Source organism: Mycetocola lacteus (assembly GCF_003667575.1).
Lineage (GTDB): Bacteria > Actinomycetota > Actinomycetes > Actinomycetales > Microbacteriaceae > Mycetocola > Mycetocola lacteus.
On record NZ_RCUY01000001.1, the window covers coordinates 40203 to 58820 of the forward strand.

At 65.9% G+C, this 18618-nt stretch carries 17 protein-coding genes and 2 tRNA genes; 7 read left to right on the plus strand and 12 right to left on the minus strand.

The features are described 5' to 3' along the window. Nucleotides 1-15: 15 nt before the first annotated feature. The 3 genes from D9V34_RS00210 to D9V34_RS00220 all read left to right on the plus strand — a co-directional run bounded on the left by D9V34_RS00210 (nt 16) and on the right by D9V34_RS00220 (nt 1769). Complete coding sequence (locus D9V34_RS00210) at nt 16-816, plus strand: sugar phosphate isomerase/epimerase family protein (RefSeq protein WP_121687295.1); 801 nt, start codon at nt 16-18, stop codon at nt 814-816. 86 nt (nt 817-902) lie between these two features. Continuing rightward, nucleotides 903-1088, plus strand: coding sequence for a hypothetical protein (locus D9V34_RS00215; protein WP_030148605.1), 186 nt, complete (start codon nt 903-905; stop codon nt 1086-1088). An 87-nt stretch (nt 1089-1175) separates the two neighbouring features. Then, entirely contained in the window at nt 1176-1769 is a 594-nt protein-coding gene (locus D9V34_RS00220; protein ID WP_030148604.1) for a helix-turn-helix domain-containing protein, read from the plus strand. Nucleotides 1770-1861: 92 nt separating this feature from the next. Here D9V34_RS00220 and D9V34_RS00225 read toward each other — a convergent pair whose 3' ends face one another. From D9V34_RS00225 to D9V34_RS00240, 4 genes are all read right to left on the minus strand, one after another. Next, a complete protein-coding gene (locus tag D9V34_RS00225; RefSeq protein WP_220700521.1) occupies nt 1862-2629 on the minus strand; it encodes a fumarylacetoacetate hydrolase family protein in 768 nt (255 codons plus the stop codon). Then, nucleotides 2629-4020 carry an MFS transporter gene (locus D9V34_RS00230; RefSeq protein WP_121686967.1) on the minus strand — a complete coding sequence of 464 codons (1392 nt, stop codon included), beginning with the start codon at nt 4018-4020 and terminating at the stop codon, nt 2629-2631. The genes D9V34_RS00225 and D9V34_RS00230 overlap by 1 nt, the downstream gene beginning before the upstream one ends. Nucleotides 4021-4178: 158 nt before the next feature. Next, complete coding sequence (locus D9V34_RS00235; RefSeq protein ID WP_030148601.1) at nt 4179-4970, minus strand: IclR family transcriptional regulator; 792 nt, start codon at nt 4968-4970, stop codon at nt 4179-4181. 46 nt (nt 4971-5016) lie between these two features. Then, nucleotides 5017-6075, minus strand: coding sequence for a D-2-hydroxyacid dehydrogenase (locus tag D9V34_RS00240; protein ID WP_121686968.1), 1059 nt, complete (start codon nt 6073-6075; stop codon nt 5017-5019). Between the two features lie 96 nt (nt 6076-6171). Between D9V34_RS00240 and D9V34_RS00245 the strand changes: the two genes are divergently transcribed. After that, nucleotides 6172-7086 carry an NAD(P)-dependent oxidoreductase gene (locus D9V34_RS00245; protein ID WP_245991774.1) on the plus strand — a complete coding sequence of 305 codons (915 nt, stop codon included), beginning with the start codon at nt 6172-6174 and terminating at the stop codon, nt 7084-7086. 79 nt (nt 7087-7165) lie between these two features. Here the strand turns inward: D9V34_RS00245 and D9V34_RS00250 are convergent. Beyond that, a tRNA-Lys gene (locus tag D9V34_RS00250) sits at nt 7166-7241 on the minus strand. 138 nt (nt 7242-7379) lie between these two features. Beyond that, nucleotides 7380-7455 (minus strand) — tRNA-Lys (locus tag D9V34_RS00255). A 145-nt stretch (nt 7456-7600) separates the two neighbouring features. On the opposite strand from D9V34_RS00255, the gene D9V34_RS00260 reads away from it, so the two are divergent. After that, the gene (locus D9V34_RS00260) at nt 7601-7915 is read left to right on the plus strand and encodes a putative quinol monooxygenase (RefSeq protein ID WP_121686969.1); all 315 of its coding nucleotides are present in this window, start codon (nt 7601-7603) and stop codon (nt 7913-7915) included. A gap of 43 nt (nt 7916-7958) precedes the next feature. Next, nucleotides 7959-11156, plus strand: coding sequence for an ATP-binding protein (locus D9V34_RS00265; protein WP_121686970.1), 3198 nt, complete (start codon nt 7959-7961; stop codon nt 11154-11156). 59 nt (nt 11157-11215) lie between these two features. Here D9V34_RS00265 and D9V34_RS00270 read toward each other — a convergent pair whose 3' ends face one another. The 4 genes from D9V34_RS00270 to D9V34_RS00285 are packed head-to-tail and all read right to left on the minus strand — an operon-like array spanning nt 11216 to nt 15836. After that, nucleotides 11216-12130: an AvrD family protein gene (locus tag D9V34_RS00270; protein ID WP_183091780.1), complete on the minus strand. Its 915-nt coding sequence runs from the start codon at nt 12128-12130 to the stop codon at nt 11216-11218. Between the two features lie 11 nt (nt 12131-12141). Further along, nucleotides 12142-13584 carry an MFS transporter gene (locus tag D9V34_RS00275; protein ID WP_121686972.1) on the minus strand — a complete coding sequence of 481 codons (1443 nt, stop codon included), beginning with the start codon at nt 13582-13584 and terminating at the stop codon, nt 12142-12144. Beyond that, nucleotides 13581-14363, minus strand: coding sequence for an alpha/beta fold hydrolase (locus tag D9V34_RS00280; protein WP_121686973.1), 783 nt, complete (start codon nt 14361-14363; stop codon nt 13581-13583). The genes D9V34_RS00275 and D9V34_RS00280 overlap by 4 nt, the downstream gene beginning before the upstream one ends. Nucleotides 14364-14384: 21 nt before the next feature. Further along, nucleotides 14385-15836, minus strand: coding sequence for an FAD-dependent monooxygenase (locus D9V34_RS00285; protein ID WP_121686974.1), 1452 nt, complete (start codon nt 15834-15836; stop codon nt 14385-14387). A 102-nt stretch (nt 15837-15938) separates the two neighbouring features. Between D9V34_RS00285 and D9V34_RS00290 the strand changes: the two genes are divergently transcribed. Beyond that, nucleotides 15939-16553, plus strand: a complete 615-nt coding sequence (locus tag D9V34_RS00290; protein ID WP_121686975.1) for a TetR/AcrR family transcriptional regulator — start codon at nt 15939-15941, stop codon at nt 16551-16553. 74 nt (nt 16554-16627) lie between these two features. Here the strand turns inward: D9V34_RS00290 and D9V34_RS00295 are convergent, their stop codons facing one another. Beyond that, nucleotides 16628-17482 (minus strand): ABC transporter permease, encoded by an 855-nt coding sequence (locus D9V34_RS00295; RefSeq protein WP_121686976.1) that lies wholly within the window; start codon nt 17480-17482, stop codon nt 16628-16630. After that, the gene (locus D9V34_RS00300; RefSeq protein ID WP_121686977.1) at nt 17479-18477 is read right to left on the minus strand and encodes an ATP-binding cassette domain-containing protein; all 999 of its coding nucleotides are present in this window, start codon (nt 18475-18477) and stop codon (nt 17479-17481) included. Before D9V34_RS00300 ends, D9V34_RS00295 begins: the two co-directional genes overlap by 4 nt. Between the last annotated feature and the right edge of the window lie 141 nt (nt 18478-18618).

The window sequence follows — 18618 nt, forward strand, 5'->3', positions numbered from 1 at the left end:
TCTATGCTGGCCCCGATGATACAGATCGGAATGAGCACGTCCTGCGTATACCCGCTCGAGACCGAGCGGGCGTTCCAGCTCGCACGGGAGGCCGGTTTTGACGGCGTTGAGGTCATGGTGACCAATGCCGCAACCACCCGTGATGCGGTTGCACTGCGCAAGCTGAGCAAGAAGTATCACCTGCCGATTCTGTCGATCCACGCACCGGTACTACTGCTCACCACGTTCGTGTGGGGGCGCGACCCGCAGGTGAAACTTGAGCGTTCGGCCGAGCTTGCCGCCGCCGTGGGGGCGGACACCGTGGTGGTGCACCCGCCGTTTCGCTGGCAGAAGGACTACTCGGAAAACTTCCTCGAAATCGTGCGCCGGATCGAAACCTCCTCCGGCATCAACATCGGTGTGGAGAACATGTTCCCGTGGAAGGCGAAGGGCCGCTCGGTTGCCGCCTACGCTCCCGGGTGGGATCCCAGCGACTGGGACTGCGATAACGTCACCCTGGACTTCTCCCATGCCTCCCTGGCCGGCCAGAGCGGGCTTGAACTCGCGCAGCACTTTGGCGATCGACTTCGTCATATCCACCTGTGTGATGGTTCGGGCTCCCAGGACGATGGCCAGATCTTTGACGAACACCTGATCCCGGGCATGGGCACCCAGCCGGTGGCCGAAACCCTGGAGTATCTGGCGGCCAAGAACTGGGACGGCGCGGTGGTGGCCGAGATTAATACGCGCCGGGCCAAGTCCGACGCCGAACGGCTCAAGGCGCTGCGCAAGACCGTGCGGTTTGCCCGCACCCACCTGGGTCTGCACACGCGATAGATTTCTGCGTATCCACGGCGGGTATATTCCCGCCTGGCCCCGGTCGCACGCTAGGGTTGAAGGGTTCCGGTTCGAAATGAGGGCGCATGCGTAAGTATCTTCTGAACATTGGTGTCATCAGCGCCGCGTTTGGTGCGGTGGGCCTGATCCGGGCTACCGCTTCCGGGCCGCGCAACTGGCGCCTCGCCCTGCTGTGGTTCAGCTGGCTGATCTCGCTCGCGCTGGCGATCGGGACCGTTGCCGAAGACAACCCGCGCATCGAACGCGACTAAATTTTTTCCTGCGCCGTTCCCCGGTTCTGACCTAGACTGACCGGGAATACACGCACGCCCACACTTCGACTCGCCTTCGGGAGTTTTATGCGCGCCCTTCCCGTCTCTCCAGACCCCACCCGCACCGCGATTGGGCATCGGCTGCGTGCCGCACGACAGGCGCAGCTGCTCACCATCGAGCAGCTGGCCGAAACCACCGGTCTCTCCAAGGGATTCATCTCCCGGGTGGAACGTAACCAGACCTCACCGAGTGTGAGCACCCTGGTGGCGCTGTGTGACGTGTTGAACGTGGCCGTGGGCGACCTCTTTAAGCGCTCCGAGCAGCTCGTGGTGCGCGGCGCAGATGCCCCGCGGATCACCCTGGGTGGCGAGGGCATGCTGGAGCTCCTGGTGTCCCCGCGGACCGAGAAGCGTGTCCAGGTGGTGCGCACGATCGTGGATCCCGGCGGCCACAGCGGCGAAGCCCCGTACTCGGTGAGCGCCGAGCTGGACCTGGTGTACCTGGTGCGCGGACGGATCGAGATGAGCTTTGCCGACGCCGTCTGGGAGCTGGGGGCCGGGGATTCGCTGACCCTGGATGGGCGCGAACCGCACTCCTGGAAGGTGCTCGGGGATGAGAGCGCCGAGCTGCTGTGGGTCATGGTCCCGGCCACCTGGAACGGTAATCCGACTTCGGGATAGAACCCAACACAAAACCCCACGGTTTCCCGTGGGGTTTTGTGGTATCGGGGCCCTCACGAAGACGTCGTGAGGGCCCCGCATAACCGGCGCGCCTAGAGGGCGGTCACCGGGTTTTCGAGGATGCCGATGCCGTCCAGCGCGGCCCGCACCGTATCCCCGGGCTTGATCGGGGACGCGGTCTCCGGCGAGCCGGTGAGGATCACATCCCCGGGTCCGAGCGTCATATACTCGCTCAGGTATTCGATCTGCTCGGCGATGTTCCAGGCGAGCCGGTCGGTGTCGCTCTGGCAGCGCAGCTCCCCATTAACAATGAGTTCGAGCGGAACCGAGTCGGGATCCAGGTCGCCGACCAGCCAGGGGCCGAGCGGGGTGAAGCCGTCTCCGCTCTTGGACTGGATCATCTTTTCGTCGAGGGCGATCTGGTCGGTCGCGGTCACGTCGTTGCCGATCGTATACCCGGCGATGACCTCGGCGGCGTCGCGTGCACTGACGTTGCGGCAGTGCACCCCGATGACCACGGCGAGTTCGGCCTCGGCGACAACGTTTCCGTGTCCGGGAACGATCCGGATCGGCTCCCCCGAACCGATTGCGGACCGGGCGGACTTCATGAACGCCTGCCGGGGAATGGCCCGGTCGGCCGCGGAACCGTTGTGAGCCATGCCGAGGATGACCCGGGGGTCACTCGGGGCGGCGAGCACCGCGCCCTCAAGCGGCCAGTAGCGACCGGTGAGCGGCGGAACCGCGGCCCACTCGTCGGCAACCTCGTACCAGGCACCGTCGATCTCGCGGACCGGGACGATCTGGGTGAGGCCGGGGGCGGCGGGTGCGCCGCCCCCGATGTGCAGTCTGGCCCGGCGCACTAGGAGCGTCCGACGGTGGCCAGCGGGCGCTCGGCGATCTGGGCGGCGGTGTCCGAGAGGGCGTCACCGTGCAGGGTCAGGTCGCGGCCGCGGGTTTCCGGGGTGACGAAGGTGGCCCACAGGGTGATCGCACCGAGCAGCAGCACGTAGCCGGCCAGCGGGATCCAGGATCCGGTGGTGGCGGTCAGCAGCGAGGCCCCGATCAGCGGGGCGATACCGCCGGCGAGCACCGCCGAGAACTCGCGGGAGACGGCCACACCCACGTAGCGGTGGCGGTTACCAAACAGCTCGGGCAGGGTCGCACACTGGGCGCCCAGCATCACGTTGATGGAGAGGGTGTAGGTCAGGGCGAGCACCGGGATGATGACGCTCACGTTGCCCTGAGACATCAGCCACCAGGCGGGGATCGCCAGCACCAGCTGGATGATCACACCGGCGCGGTAGACAGGCATCCGTCCGAAGCGGTCGCTCAGCGCACCGGCCAGCGGCAGGATGATCACACCGAGGGTCGCACCGATCGCGATGGCCAGCGGGCCGACCCAGCTCTCGACACCCACATACACGGTGATGAAGGAGATCGCCAGGGTCTGGTACAGCGCCGATCCACCGTTCTCGGCCATGCGCAGGCCGATGCCGCGGATGACGCTACCGAAGGACTTGGTGAAGACCTCCTTGAGCGGCGAGTGCTGCTCCTGCTCCTGCTTTTCCAGCTGAACGAAGGTGGGCGACTCGGCCAGGCGGTAGCGGATGAAGACCGAGACGGCGATCAGTAGGATCGAGGCCAGGAACGGCACACGCCACAGCCAGTCGTGCACGATCTGCTGGTCCACGAGGCCCAGCAGGTAGAACACGATCGAGGCCAGCACGGTACCGACCATGATGCCCACAAACGGCAGGGCGGAGAAGAATCCACGGCGGCGAACCGGCGCATACTCGGCCATCAGCGTGGTGGCACCGGCCTGTTCGGCCCCGGCACCGAGGCCCTGCAGAACCCGCAGAAAGACCAGGAGAATGGGGGCCCAGATGCCGATCTGCTCGCCGGTCGGCAGCACACCGATCAGGGTCGAGGCACCACCCATCAGGCCGATGGTGGCCATCAGGACCCACTTGCGTCCGAGCTTGTCGCCCAGCACACCGAAGAAGATGCCGCCGAAGGGGCGGGCGAAGAATCCCACCGCGTAGGTCGCGAAACCGGCGGCAATGCCGGCTCCGGTGCCGAGGGCGGGGAAGAAGAGCTGACCGAAGATCAGCGCGGAGGCGAGCCCGTAGAGGGCGAAGTCGTAGTACTCAAGCGCGCTTCCGACACTGGAAGCAAGGGTGGCGCGGCGCAGGTTGTTGGCGTATTCCGGATCGTCGGATCCGCGGACCTCTGCGGCGGGGGATGTGGACACGGTCTGTACCTTTCGGGACGGCTCGCATCTGGAGACTTCCCGGGTTCACCGTGGGTGGGGGCCGTCTACCTTGACGCGAGGGTTACCTCGATGTGGGCGTCGGTGCCCACGCCCCCACACTAACAGCATGCTGAACGAAGTTCAACATATTGAACGAACTAGGCGACGTCCCCGACCAGCAGCGGGTTCGACAGCGCAGCGGCGGCGGTTCCCAGGGCGCGCGTGACACGCTCGCGACGCCCATCCTCGGGGGCCAAACCCATCATGGAGGCACCCAGGGCTAGCGGCTGATCCCCCGCATTGCGCGGCGGAATCACCACCGCGACGCCGGTAACCGTGGGGAACATCTCCCCCTCGTCGAGCCCGAAACCGGTCTCGCGGGCGCGCCGGATCTTGGCAATCAGCGCATCCAGATCCGTGGTCGAGGCGGCGGTGACCTGTGGACGGGTTTCCGGATCGGCAAAGCGCGCGCGGATCTCCTCATCGTCCAGGCGCGCCAACAGGGCGTTACCCACGGCGGTCAGGGCGGCCGGATAGCGGTCACCGATGCCGGCGGTGAGCCGCAGCGGCGCGCGACCCTCGTGCCGGGCCAGGTAGAGCACGTCGGTCCCGTCGAGCACCGCGATCTGCACCAGCTCATGACTCAGCTCGGGCGACTCGGAGCACACCCGGTAGAACTCGCGCACCTGATCAAAGCTCGCCAGATAGGCGCCGCCGAGCTCCACCGTGCGCCGACCGAGCCGGTAACCGAGGTCGCCGCGCTGGATCAGCCCGCCCTCCTCCAGCGCCACACACAGGTTGGCGGTCGAGGACTTGGCGATGCCCAGCGCGCGGGCCAACTCACTGATCCCGAGCGGCTGCCCGTGGGCGGAAGCCAAGACATCAAGAATCGCGATGGCTCGGGTCACCGCGGGGGCGGCCGTCTTCTCGGTACGGGGTGCGTCGGTCATGCGCGCTGGGCTCGCTTTCTTCGAGAGGTGTCTCGTCGGGGTGCTGCTAGTAGAACTGAACCGTGTCTACCACGTTCTTGGGGGTGGATCCATCCAGAATCGCGGTGGCGTTAGCCACAAACAGCTCGGCGATGCGTCGCTCCTCGGCGGCATTCAGCGCGGCGGTGTGCGGGCTGACCAGCACGTTGGGCAGGTCCCACAGTGCACTGGTGGGATCCAGCGGCTCGGAGGCAAAGACGTCGAGCGCGGCGAAGCCCACGCGGCCATCCTGAAGCGCCACGGTCAGGGCATCCTCGTCGATCACGGTGCCGCGTCCGACGTTGACCACGGTCACGCCGGGCTTGACCAGCGCGAGCAGGTCGGCGCTGAGCATCTTCTCGGTTGCGGCGGTCCCGGGCAGGGTCACCACGATCGAGTCGGCGCGGCCGATCACCTCGGCAATGTTGTCGGGGTGCACGATCTCGGAGACTCCGGGAACGTCCACCGGGCGACGGCTGGTTCCGATCACGTGCGCGCCCAGGGCGTCGAGCTTACGCGCAACCTCGGCACCGATGCCGCCGAGTCCGAGGACCAGAATCGTCTGCTCCGATACCTGACCCATCTCCCAGCGGTCGGTCCACGCGTGCTCGGACTGCTGCTTCTGCAGACGCGGCAGGGTCTTGGCCCCGGCGAAGACGCCAAACACGGCGAACTCGGCCAGCGGTCCGCCGTGCACGCCGGCGGAGGTGGTGAAGGTCACCCGGGCAAGGTCAGCCTCGGAGAGTCCGGCGGCCTTGACCTGCCCGCCACCACCGGCTGCCATGATCTGCACCCAGCGCAGCGCGGGGTTGGCGGCCACGGTGCGAGCGAGGGCCGCGGGGTTGACGTCGGGGATACCGTAGAGCACGTCGGCCGAGTCCAGCAGCTCCTCGAAGCGGGCCTGCTGCTCGGGGGTTCGGGTGAAGGAGGGATCGCCGGCAAAGTCGGCGGCAAAGCGCATCGGGGGCAGCAGGTCAGCCTCGCGCACCAGGTCGATTCGCGGCTCACGCTCGGTGATCAGGGTGGCGAGTTCCTCGGGCAGCGGGGTGGCCACAACTACGCGGAGGCGGGTGGGGGAATCGGTCATGACGACGCGGACCTTCCTTTCGACGATGAGCGGGGTCTGCCCCCATCCTAACCCCCGGAGGCCAACTCTCTGAACGGAGTTCGATATAGTGGCCGCATGATGGTGATCAATGATGTTCCCAAAATTGGTGTTGGCGTGATCGGACTCGGCTCGATGGGCGCGCCGATGACCCACAATCTGCTCTCTCATAGGGCGGATGATGTGGAGGTCTTCGTCCAGGGCCGTCGCCCCGAGAAACTGGTGCCGTTTGTCCAAGCGGGCGCGACCGCGCGCAATACCCCGCGCGAACTGGCAGTAGATTCCGAGATCGTGATCGTGATGCTGCCGGATCTCGCACAGCTGGAACAGGTGCTCGCCGGACCCGACGGCCTGCTCGCGGGGATCACGGCACCGACCCTCCTGGTGGTGTGCTCCTCCGTCTCCCCCGCCGGGCTGCGCGACCTGGCCGCGCGCCTCACTGCCGACACCGACGGCCTGCTGCGCGTGGTGGATGCTCCGGTCTCCGGTGGCACCGAGGGGGCCGAGGCGGGGACCCTGTCGATCATGGTGGGTGGCGATCCCGAGGATGTGGCGCGGGTTCTGCCGATCCTGTCCACGATGGGAACCCCGCTGCATCTGGGACCGCTGGGCTCGGGCCAGGTGGCCAAGGCGTGTAACCAGATGATCGTCGCCGCCACGATGACCGCGGTGGCCGAGGCGGCCGTGGTCGCCGAGCGGGCGGGGATCGACGTGGCCGCCCTCCTCCCCCTGCTCCAGGGCGGGTATGCGGGTTCGCGGGTGCTGGAGACCAAGGCCGAGCGGATCATTACCCGGGACTACACCCCGACCGGGATCGCCGCGTTTATGGTCAAGGACCTCACCGCCGCGGTCGCCGAGGCCGACGCAACCGGCACCGCCGCCCGCCAGCTGCGCACCAACCTGGGGGTCTTCACGGACCTGGTGGACGCGGGCCTCGGCGAGGAAGATCTGGCGGTGGTGCACCGCTTCGCCGAGATCGACCCACTCGATTAGGTTCCCGGCTCCAACTACAGGCCGCAAAACACAGGCCGCAAAACCAAGAGTCCCGGCGGGAAACTCGCCGGGACTCTGTTGGTGCACCCCCTCGGACTTGAACCGAGAACCCACTGATTAAGAGTCAGTTGCTCTGCCGATTGAGCTAGAGGTGCCCACGCCGTAACCGACGTGATACCTCCACTGTACCCAGAGAAGGCAGCGAGAAAAAATCGACACCCGCGTGGCGCACCACCCGGTGTCGCGGAAAAACACAACACCCCGATTCCATGCGGAATCGGGGTGTAATGGGCTGGTGCACCCCCTCGGACTTGAACCGAGAACCCACTGATTAAGAGTCAGTTGCTCTGCCGATTGAGCTAGAGGTGCGCGCTAAACACTGCGGTGTTTGGCAACGTCACAACTATACACACAATCCCACACACCTCCTATTCGTGACACGTCCGGGCGCGTCTCGCCCGCGGCGCAATAGCATCGGGGCATACAGTTTTGCCCGTCGATCAAGGGACGCACCATGTCTGCCGTTGTAGTCACCGCCGTGTTCACACCCGTACAGGGTCAGCTTGAGGCCGTGCTGGACGCCCTGCGTCCGGCGATCGAGGCGGTGCAGACCGAGTCGGGATGCGAGCTCTATGCGATCCACCAGCACCCGAACGGTGACATCGTGATGATCGAGAAGTGGTCGAGTGTGGAGCAGCTGGACCGCCATGGCGAGGGTCCGGCCGTGGCCGCCCTCAACGCCGCACTGGTGGGCCTGCTCGAGCGCCCCGCCGATGTGACTCGGCTGATCCCGATTCCCGTGGGCGACACGATTCGCGGCACCCTGTAGCCGGAACCGCCACACCGGCGCCCGAGAATCGTATAATCGGCACGTGAGCTTCGCCGACCCGATCCTGCGTGTTCTCGGCCCAATCCGGGTGGGCGAGACCCCCGTCTCCGGCGAGCGCGCACGGGTTCTCCTCGCCGTACTTGCTCTGGCTCAGGGTGAGCCCCGCTCCCCCGGATACCTGGCCGACGAGCTGTGGCCCGAGCAGCCCCCGGCGGATCAGCGTGGTGCCCTTCAGGCCCTGGTTTCCCGGGTGCGGAGGCTACTGCCCGCCGGAACCCTCACACTCGAACCGGCCGGATACCGGCTGAGTATCGACTCCGACCTGAGCCGCACCCACGCCGCCCTGCGCACCCCGCAGGATCCCACGGCACTGCGCGACGCCCTGGGGCTCTGGAGCGGGGATCCGGGGTCTGACCTTGATCCGTTCCCCGTTGCCGACGATCTGGCCACCCACGCCAGGGACACCCGGATCGTACTACTTCGATCCCTCGGTACCCTCCTCTCCGGCCCCGATCCCGCCGGCGCACGGGGATTCCTGAACGAACTGTGCGCGCTGGAGCCCCTGAGTCAGGACGATCATCTGACACTGATCCGAGTGCTTGATGCGCTCGGAGAACCCGCGGCAGCTCTGGCCACCTTCGCGTCCCTGCGCGAACGCCTGGCCGAACAGCTGGGCACCGACCCGAGTCCCGCGCTGCGCGCCGAGCATGCCCGCCTCCTGCGTGCAGACTCCGCCGCGAGCGATGTCGAGGTTCGCACCCCCACGGCCGTGGACACCCTCGATCTCACCCCCGTGACCGTGTGTATGGGACTGCGCGGATTTGCCGATGCCCTGATCGGCCGCGACGCGGATGTCCACACCCTCGAGCAGGCCCTCCACCAGCACCGTCTGGTCACCATCCTGGGTCCCGGCGGTCTCGGAAAGACGCGGCTCGCTCAGGCGGTCGCCCACTCCTGGCGGGGTCAAATATCGCGGATCGTGGTGGCCGAGCTGGCCGGTGTACGAAGCGCGGAGGATCTTCCCCGCACGCTCGCCGCGCTGCTGGGTCTGCGCGACAATCTGGCCGATGCCCGCGTTGGCGATGCCCCACGCCTGGACCTCGCCGAACGTGTTCTCGCGGCCCTGGCACAAACCCCGACCCTGCTGGTGTTGGATAACTGTGAGCATCTGATTGATGCGGTTGCCGCCTGGAGCGCGGACGTGCTGGGGGCCTGCCCGGAACTACGTCTGCTCGCCACCTCGCGGTCCCCGCTGCTCGTCCCCGGCGAGCGGGTATATGAACCCACACCGCTGGCCTCCGGGGATGCCGAGATGCCCGGCCCCGCGCTCCTGCTCTTTGCCGAGCGCGCCCGCGCGGCCCGGCCGGATGCCCGGTTCGATCCGGTCCTTGTGACCGAGCTGTGTGAGCGCCTGGACGGGCTCCCGCTGGCCATCGAGTTGGCCGCCGCGCGCACCCGGGTGCTCACCCTGCCGCAGATCCTGGGCGGACTTGAGCACAGTCTCGGGGTGCTGGATCCCCCACGCTCGGGTGGTAACCGGATCGCGCCGGACCGCCACCGCACCCTCACCGCGGTGATCGGGTGGAGTTGGAACCTACTGACCGAACGCGAACGGGAAACCTATCTCGTGTGCTCGCTCTTCCCCGACGGGTTTGGGCTTCCCGCGGCCTCGTCCGCCCTGGGTCGGGATGCCTCCGAAGACCTGGAGGGTCTGGTCCTCCAATCGCTGGTTCGAGCCTCCGAGGATCCGGTCACCGGAACGATGCGCTTTCGCATGCTGGAAACCATTCGTGAGTTTGGCACCGCCGAGCTCGCGCTGCGCGGGGATACCGATGCGTTTCGGGATCGCATCATCGCCTGGGCCGAGGCGAGCGCGCTGGAGCTTCTGCCGCGCACCGACGGCCCCGAACAGGCACAGGGGTTTGCCCTGGTGCGGCTCGAGCACGACACGTTCATGTGGGCCCTGCGTGGTGCCCTGGAACGGGGCAATGCGCACGCGGCCCTGGCGATCTTTGGACTGGTGTCGTTCTATCAGGCTCGGCTCAGCATCTACACCGACGCCGATGGGCTGGCCGCGGCCATCCTTGCCCTGCCGCGCGTGGAGCGAAACTACACCGGGGTGCGCGCAAATGCCGCGGGCCTCGGATTTGTGGTGCTCGGCGTCTTTGGGCTGTTTGATGATCTTCGGACCGGGGTGACCGCGCTCACACGAATTCGCAAGATGCTCGACGCGGGGGCGGTCACCGATCGCCGGATCGAGGCGTTCTATCGGATGCTGCATGGCTCCGCAGCACCCGATCGCGTGATGACCGTGCTGCACACGATGGCGGAGGACCCCGAGCCCCAGGTTGCCGTCTACGGTCTGCTCCTGGCGGCACAGCTGGCCGAGAATGCCGGACGAGCCCAGGAGGCCATCAACTTCGCGCTGCGCGCCGAGAAGCTCGCGCGCGTGCTCGGCGACCTGTGGACACTCACGATGACCCGCGTGGTCCTCGCCCAGCTCACCAGTGAGGTCGCAGATATCGAGGACTCCATTGCCTGGGCGAAGCTCGCACTGCCCGGACTCACGACCCTGGGCCTGGCCGAGAACCGACGTCATATCCTCTGGCTCCTGGCGATTTACACCGAGTCTCCCGCCGAGCTGGAACCGCTGATCACCGATGAACCCAGCCCACATATGAACAGCACCGAGGAGGATTTCCGATCGGTCGCGTGGGCCGGTCGCGCCGAACTCGCGCTGAAAAACGGCGAGCGCGCCCGCGGTCTGGAACAGTATCGTCTCGCCGAACGCAACTTTGCCACCCCGATTGCCCGCGCCTATGCCTGGTACACGATGGTGGCGTCGGGCTCCCTCGCCGCGCACGGTCTGGCCCGCGAGCCTGAGCTTGCCATGTTCCGTCGCCTGCGCACCCGCGCCATCGCGCTGCAGCGCATCGGCGGTATCCACACGGACATGCCCGTGTGGGGCTCGGCCCTGCTCGCGGTTTCCACGCTGGGGCTCAGCACCCCCGAGGTTTCGGACCTCTCCCTCGAGCTCTTTGCCGTCTGCCGATCATTCTCGGCCCGGCAGGAACTCCCGGCTCTGCGCTACTCCGTTCATGAGGCCGCCCATGTGGAGGTCGCCGGCCCCGAGGCGGTGGCCCGGGCACTGACCGCGGCCGATGCACTGAGCGCCCGGGCCCGGGTGGAGCGCGCCGTCGCGATTCTGCGGGATCCCCGCTGGCGGGCCGCGGGGGCCTAAACGCACAACGTCGATATCCCTGAGGTCCGTCTGTCCGGGCGAACGGATGATCGAGAGCATCAGGCAGCCCGGGCCACCGGACCGTGCGGAATCGCGTGAGCCAACGAGAACCGGGAGTCCACACCGTAGCCACATGCCTGCCCGGCGAAAATGCTGAAGACCCGGTCGCCCACGTTCATCGTGCGGTGCTGGTCAACACTCACGCGCGCTTCGGCTTGGCCTGGCTGCCCGGGTGGATTAATCCAGCCCTCATATTTCCGCATCCAGAGTGTGTCGCTGTCCTCGCGAGAGAGGCCATCAACCGCCGCGATCAGCGCCTGAGCGGTCTGGGAGCACGCGACGATATTTGCGACCACCCGCAGGTCTCCGGGCACCGCCTCGACCCGACCGGAGAGGCCGATTCTGCACCGCGCCGTGTGTGCCTCGGCATCCACCTCCACCCGGGTGAGCGTAATCACGGGGGTGTCTCCGGCCCGGTGCGAGGCACGACCGCTTTCGCCCCAGTCGTTCGTGATGATGGCGTAGTCGGCCGAGGTGCGCATGTTGCCGATTTTCACCTCCGCGTGCACGGCCCGATTCTGCACCGACAGAATCCCGAGGATGGGGACGTTGTCGAGCGCTTCGATGGGGGCCGACCCGGCTCTTAAGACGACGTGGGTCAGCGCGGCGATATCGGTGGGCGCGATGCTGCCGCTACGCCGGTTCAGCTCACCAAACCGGCTGCCAATATGAGCAAGGAAGAGCACCACATCGATGGTGCTGAGGTGCGGCAGACGCTGCACCTGACCGCGTCGGCCCCAGTCCGCCGGATATCGCACCATCGCCGAGCCCTGGACGCTCCAGGTCTGCGGATCTCTGGCCTGGAAGCTCAGCGAAGATTGTTGTTGTGCACCTCGATAGAGGGAACCGAAAAATCGGCCGGACGCGTCGCCCAAGAGCTCATCGATGGACGCGGCTCTGATTGGTGTATTCATGGTGTTACTCCTCATTTCTCACTCCGATCGGTAGTTCCGATCCGAACGTCCTCTCGTCGCGAGTACATGGTGATGATCGAGACAAGACCAAAAACCAGCGCAATCACGGCGCTGGCGATCCCCACCGAGCGGAATGCCGTCACCGCATCGGCGCGGGCGAGGGCGGGGATGAACACCGCCCCAAACAGCGAGACGGCAACGGCTTCGCTGCCGACACGAATCGTGTTGATCCAACCCGCCGCCAGGCCCGCGTTGTTTTCCGGAGCCACCGCGAGAGCCTCGTTATCAACGAGCCCGGCGTGAAGTCCAAAACCGATACCGAGCACAACCATGACCGCGGCCAGCACACCCGGAGGGGAACCCGCGAAGCCCGCGATTGCCGCCGACCCGAGCACCATCAGAACAACCGCGATGGCCAAGACCGTCCGCGGGGCCGCGCACCGGCCCACCAGGAAGCCGGCCACAAGCGGGACGCCCAGCGTCGGCAGGGTCATAAACATCACAAAGAGTCCGGATTCGGTGGGACTCACGCCCCAGGCCGCCTGCACCAGGCTCGGCACATAGGTCACACACGAGGCAAAGCTAAAGCTGGCGACCACCACCACGAGGGTGACCCCCAGAAAGCGAGGCCGGCCGATGAGCCGAAAATCGAGAAGCGGCACCCGGACTCGACGCTCTCGAAGGATCAGACCCAGCACACACAGCCCCCCAATCGCCACCGGAATCAGCGTGCCCGGGGTGATCCAGGTCCCCGAGGATCCCGCCACAAATGCGGATACGAGTGCGGCAATCACACCAAAAAAGAGCAAAGCTGCCGGCCAGTCAAACGCGCCGGGTGCCCGCGGTTCACTCCGGGTAATGTCCCGGCAGGTCAGCATGATGACCACGGACAGGATCAGCAGCACACCCTGGATCGCAAAGATATGGTTCCAGCCCACCGCCTGTGTCACGATTCCGCTCAGGGTGGGGCCACTGGCGAGCGAAAGCCCGGCCACGGCCCCCATCAGGGAAAAGGCACGGGCACGCTCGGGCCCTGAAAACGCAAGCGACAGCAGCGCCGAGCCCACGCTGAATATGGCACCGGCACCGATGCCGGCAAGAATCCGAGCCGCGTCGAGAAGCAGATAGTCGGGGGCACAGAAACTCACGATGGACGCACCAATAAAGATCGCCCCGCCGAGACTAAAGGACCGCCAGCGTCCGATGCGATCGGCGAGCGACCCCCACGCCAGGGTCGACGCGGCAAATGTGATGTTGAACCCGTTCAGCGCCCACTGTTGACCCACCGGATCAGGACCGAGAGCCGCCGCGATATCGGCGAGCGCAACCGCGGTCCCCGAGACCGACAGCGGCACCACAAATACCGCGATCAGAACGGCGGCCGCCAGTCGATAGCGCTGCCCGGGTCGTGATGCTCGCGGGACCACGGTGCGGCCCGGCGACGTCCGGATCATGTGGCCTCCCCGGATACGAGGATGGATTCAAGGACCGCGTTAAACGCCACGGCTTCCGTGTGATGGGGAAAGTGTCCCGCATGCTCAATCACGTGGGGTGGCTCCTGACCCAAAAGCTCGGCGATTTCGTGCGCAATTGACACCGGCACATCCGGGTCCTCGGCACCGTGAATCAGGGTGATTGGGACGGCAATGTTTCGAAGGTAGGCTCTCGGGTCATACTCCCGGTGATCCGCGTAAAGCGCGGCGATAAACGGGCTGGACGCAAACACCTGTGCCCGAGCCCACGCGCCGAACGCCTCGGAATCCGCGCCCGAATACCATGAGGAGACCATCCGTGACAGGGTGGCAATTCGATTGCTCGCCAGCTGTTCGCTCAGGGACAGGACGGCAGAATCGGGCGAACGGGTCCCCAGATGAAAGGGGGCGTCGACGGCGACGATGCGCCGCAGCCGTTGCGGTTGGTCCCGCGCGGCTTCGATCGCGAAGGTTGCCCCCATCGAGGTGCCCACCAGCGTGACTCGATCCAGGTTCAGGGCTTCCAGGAACTCGACGATATCGGAGGCGATCTGCGCAATGGTGTTGCCATCGGCGCGCGCCTCGGTGTAGCCGCACCCCCGCCAGTCGGGCTGAATCACCCGATATCGCGCGGCGAAGTGCACGGCCTGTTGATCCCAGACGCGCCCGCTAGTTCCCCACCCGTGGAGGAAAACCAGGGGCGGTCCCTCCCCCGCATCGGTGTAGTGGAGGTTGATGGTGTTGACGCGGATGAATGGCATGGTCTTTCCCTTCGAATTCGGCTATCGCCGCCACCCCAGTTGGGTGAAGGTATGCACACGGATGGCATCGGGATCCAGGCGTTGATCGATGTGTTGGTCGGGACGAACAATCAGCGCCGTGCGCGCAGGACCAATCACGGCGCGGAATCCGAGACCACCGGCAATCCCGGCCAGGTCGATCACTCGGAAATACCCGGGTGTCTCGGCGCGCACGCGCAGCACAGTGCGTTGCCAGTGCGCGGCGGAGTACACGGACCCTGGATACAGCAAAACGGTGGGTGAGGTCCCGTCGATCGAGGCGCGGCGATGCGCCGCCGAGGCAGGCAGGGGCGGAACCCGGTCGTGACCCGCCCCATACTCCGTATCAAGCTGCGCTAGCTGGCGCAGGCCCGGGAGAGCGGGCGCTTCCCGCCCGTCCTCACCATGCTCGTCCACCCGGGCTGTTTGCGCGCGGGTGAGGGCAAGAACCGTGTCCACGTGGGCACGGCGCTCCCGAGCATAGTCATCCAGGCTCGTCTCGCCCAGGTGCCCCAGAAGCACCCGACCCAACCTCCAGCCGAGTGCAATCGCATCCTGGATGCCGGTGTTCATCCCCTGTCCGGAGGCCGGAGTACCCACGTGGGCCGCATCACCGGCCAGCAGCACCCGACCGGCACGGTAGGTGGCGGCCTGGCGAGTCTCGGATCGAAAGTCTGCCCGATACCGAACCGTGCCAATCCGCCCCGAGATCTCAAAGCTATCCAGGAGGTGCTGTATGGCGAGCCTGACGGATCCCTCCTCCGGGGAAAGGTTACTGGTGGCGAACCGAAAGAGGTCGGCACCGATGGGGGCAATCGCCAGGCTGCGCTGCGAATCGAAATAGTACGAGCCCTGATCGGCGGCGATGCCCTGGGCAACTGCGTCCACGAGGGTATAGTCGACCGGCACCACCTCCCCCACAAAGGCGATTCCGGCGCATTCCCGTACACGAGATTTACTGCCGTCGGCACCGATCACCCAGGCAAACCGTCCGTACTCGGGTGTTCCGTCTGCTCGACGCAGTGTCGTGAGCACCCCGCTAGCATCCTGGGACGCATCCAAAAATTTGGTGCCGCGCTCGACGTGCACCCTGAATTGATGGAGTCGCTGTTCACACAGGAATTCAATATCTGGTTGAGGCAGCGTCAGGGCAAACGGAAACTCCGTATCCGTCAGCTCAGCGAGGTCGTGGATCTGCGGTGACTGTCCCCGCTGAGTGAAACCGACATGTTCAATCTGGTGCGCCTGCCTCAACAGAGGCTCGGCCAGATTGAGCCGAGCCAGAAGTTCCAGAGACCGGGGCCACACCACGTTGGCCTTGCTGTGCCGAGTGGCACGCTCGCGATGATCGATGATCCTCGCGCGAACACCGGCGTGTGCGAGCTCATGGGCGATGACGAGCCCTACCGGCCCCGCCCCGACGATCAACACATCGGCATCGTTCACGCTTGTCATCACATCCCCTAACTGAAACACGAATGTTTCATGCTAGGCATGACTACAGGACTTTAAGTTCTATGTTTCACAAAAAGTGGATGCCATCTGTACAATTATCGAATGAGTGAACTGAGCGAAGAACTCCGGGAAAAGGTCTTTGGCCAGAGCCTCTCCGACGGTGCCGTCGCAAAAACAACACGTATTCTTGTCGCCGCGGATCGCCTTCTCCGCACGAACCCGGCCGCCACTCTCGACGACATCGGTGCCGAGGCCGGAGTGTCGCGGACCACGGTCTATCGCAGGTTTCCCACCCGCCAACTTCTCATCCTGACCCTGTCTCGCTGGGCGGTGGGAAGAATTGCCGAGGCACTGGAGCGTGCGAGTATCGGAGTCGTCCCCGCCTATGTGGCGCTTTATCAGGCGACCCGAAACGTGATCGCTGTCAAGGTGAGCCTCGATTACACGCGCGGCCTGCCCCTACCCGAAGACCCCGTCGTGAGTGAGTATCAGGAACAGATGACCCACACGGCCATCCGGCTGGTGGAACAGTGCCAGTCGGAGGGCATCATCAGCAATGACGTGGATCCTGGATGGGTGCGCGCCATGTTCTATGCCATCATCCACGCGGCGACCGGTTTCGACTCCCACGACGCGGAGACGGTCGATGAGGACGTGCTGGCCCGACGCATCGTTGATTCACTCCTCCACGGCGTGGGCACCGGACGAACACTGTAGCGCTTCCGAGAACACAAAACCGCGCCCTCCCCGGCCGGCCGAAGCCGGCCCCTGGGGAGAGCGCGGAGAAGGCGCTAGGCGCGGCGCATGTAGGCGCGCACCGTGAGCGGCGCGAAGATTGCCACGATCACGGCCGAACCCAGCAGCGGCCAGACGGCCTCGGTCGTGAAGGCACCGGTGTTGAGCACATCGCGTACGGCGGTGACCAGGTGGGACACCGGGTTAATGTTCACAAACGCCTGCAGCCAGGTGGGCATGGTGTCCACCGGGACGAACGCGTTGGAGAGGAAGGTCAGCGGGAACAGGATGATCATCGAGATGCCCTGCACACTCGAGGCCGACCGGGCAATGACGCCAAAGAAGGCGAAGATCCAACTGATCGCCCAGGCACAGACGATCACCAGCAGCGCGGCACCGATGACCGACCAGATTCCTCCGTGCGGACGGTACCCCATGATGAAGCCCATCACAAAGGTCAGGGTGGTGGCGATCGCATAGCGCACGGTGTCGGCCAGTAGCGCCCCGGAAAGCGGCGCGATGCGGGCGATGGGGAGTGAGCGGAAGCGGTCAAATACCCCCTTGTCCATGTCCTCGCGGAGCTGGGTTCCGGTGACCACCGAGGTGGTGATCACCGTCTGAACCAGGATGCCCGGGATAATCACCGGCAGATAGTTCGAGACGTCCCCGGAGATCGCACCACCAAAAATATACGTGAACATCACGGTGAAGATGATCGGCTGCAGGGTCACGTCGAAGAGCTGCTCCGGGGTGCGCCGGATCTTGAGGAGGCCGCGGTAGGCCATCGTCAGCGAGTGCCGGATGCTCTCGCTCAGACTCACCCGATTTCTCAGGGTGCGTTCGTGGGCGGGGACGATTGTGCTGCCCGCAAGACCGTGGGTGCGGGATGTGGGTGCGGTGGTGGTACTCATGCGTGGGCTCCCTCGGGGATCGCGGCGTTCTCGGTGTCGTCGGTGTCGTCGGTGGGTTTACCGGTGATGCTCAGGAAGACATCATCCAGGCTCGGCTTGTGCACGCTGAACTCCTCCAGCCGGATGCCCTCCCCGCGCAGTTCGATCAGCAGGTCGGTCACCCGCTCGGGATCGCTCAGCGGCACGGTAATCCGCGCGGCCTCGGCCGAGGTGGTGCCCGATACCCCGAGCACACGCTCGGCAATGCCCAGCGCGCGCTGGGCCAGCAGCGGCTCGCCCAGCCGCAGTTCCAGGGAGGAGGTTCCCACCTGGGCCTTGAGTTCGTCCCCGGTACCCTCGGCCACCACGCGGCCCCGGTCGATGACGGCGATCCGGTCGGCCAGCTGGTCGGCCTCATCCAGATACTGGGTGGTCAGCAGCACGGTGGATCCCCCGGCGACCAGGCGCCGGATGGTCTCCCACATCTGCGCACGGGTGCGCGGGTCCAGGCCGGTGGTGGGCTCGTCCAGGAAGATCAGCGGCGGCTGGGAGATCAGGCTTGCCGCCAGATCCAGCCGACGGCGCATTCCTCCGGAGAACTTCTTCAGCGGGCGCGAGGCGGCCTCGGTGAGTCCAAACTCCTCCAGCAGATCGTTGGCCTTGATCTTGGCCTCTCGGCGCCCGAGTCCCAGCAGGCGGGAGAAGAGCACGAGGTTCTCGGTGGCCGAGAGCCCCTCATCCACCGATGCATACTGTCCGGTCACGCCGATCAGCTGGCGCACGATCTGCGATTCGCGCTGCACGTCGTGACCAAAGATGCGGGCCTGCCCGGCGTCTGGACGCAGCAGCGTGGCCAGCATCGAAATGGTGGTGGTTTTGCCCGCCCCGTTGGGGCCGAGCACACCGTACACGGTGCCGGTGGCAACCCGAAGGTCTACCCCGTCCACCGCACGGTTGGTTCCAAAAGTCTTCACGAGTCCGTCGGCCTCGACGGCCCATTCGGTGTGTGTGTTCACAGGTGTCCTTTCAACGTCTCGAGGTACACACTGCCGGGTCACACTGACGCGGCACCGACGCGGCCACCTCCGCGCGTCAGTGCCCGCAACAAGGCTCACCCGGTTCCCCCTCACAAAATGGCGCAGCGATGATGCGACATT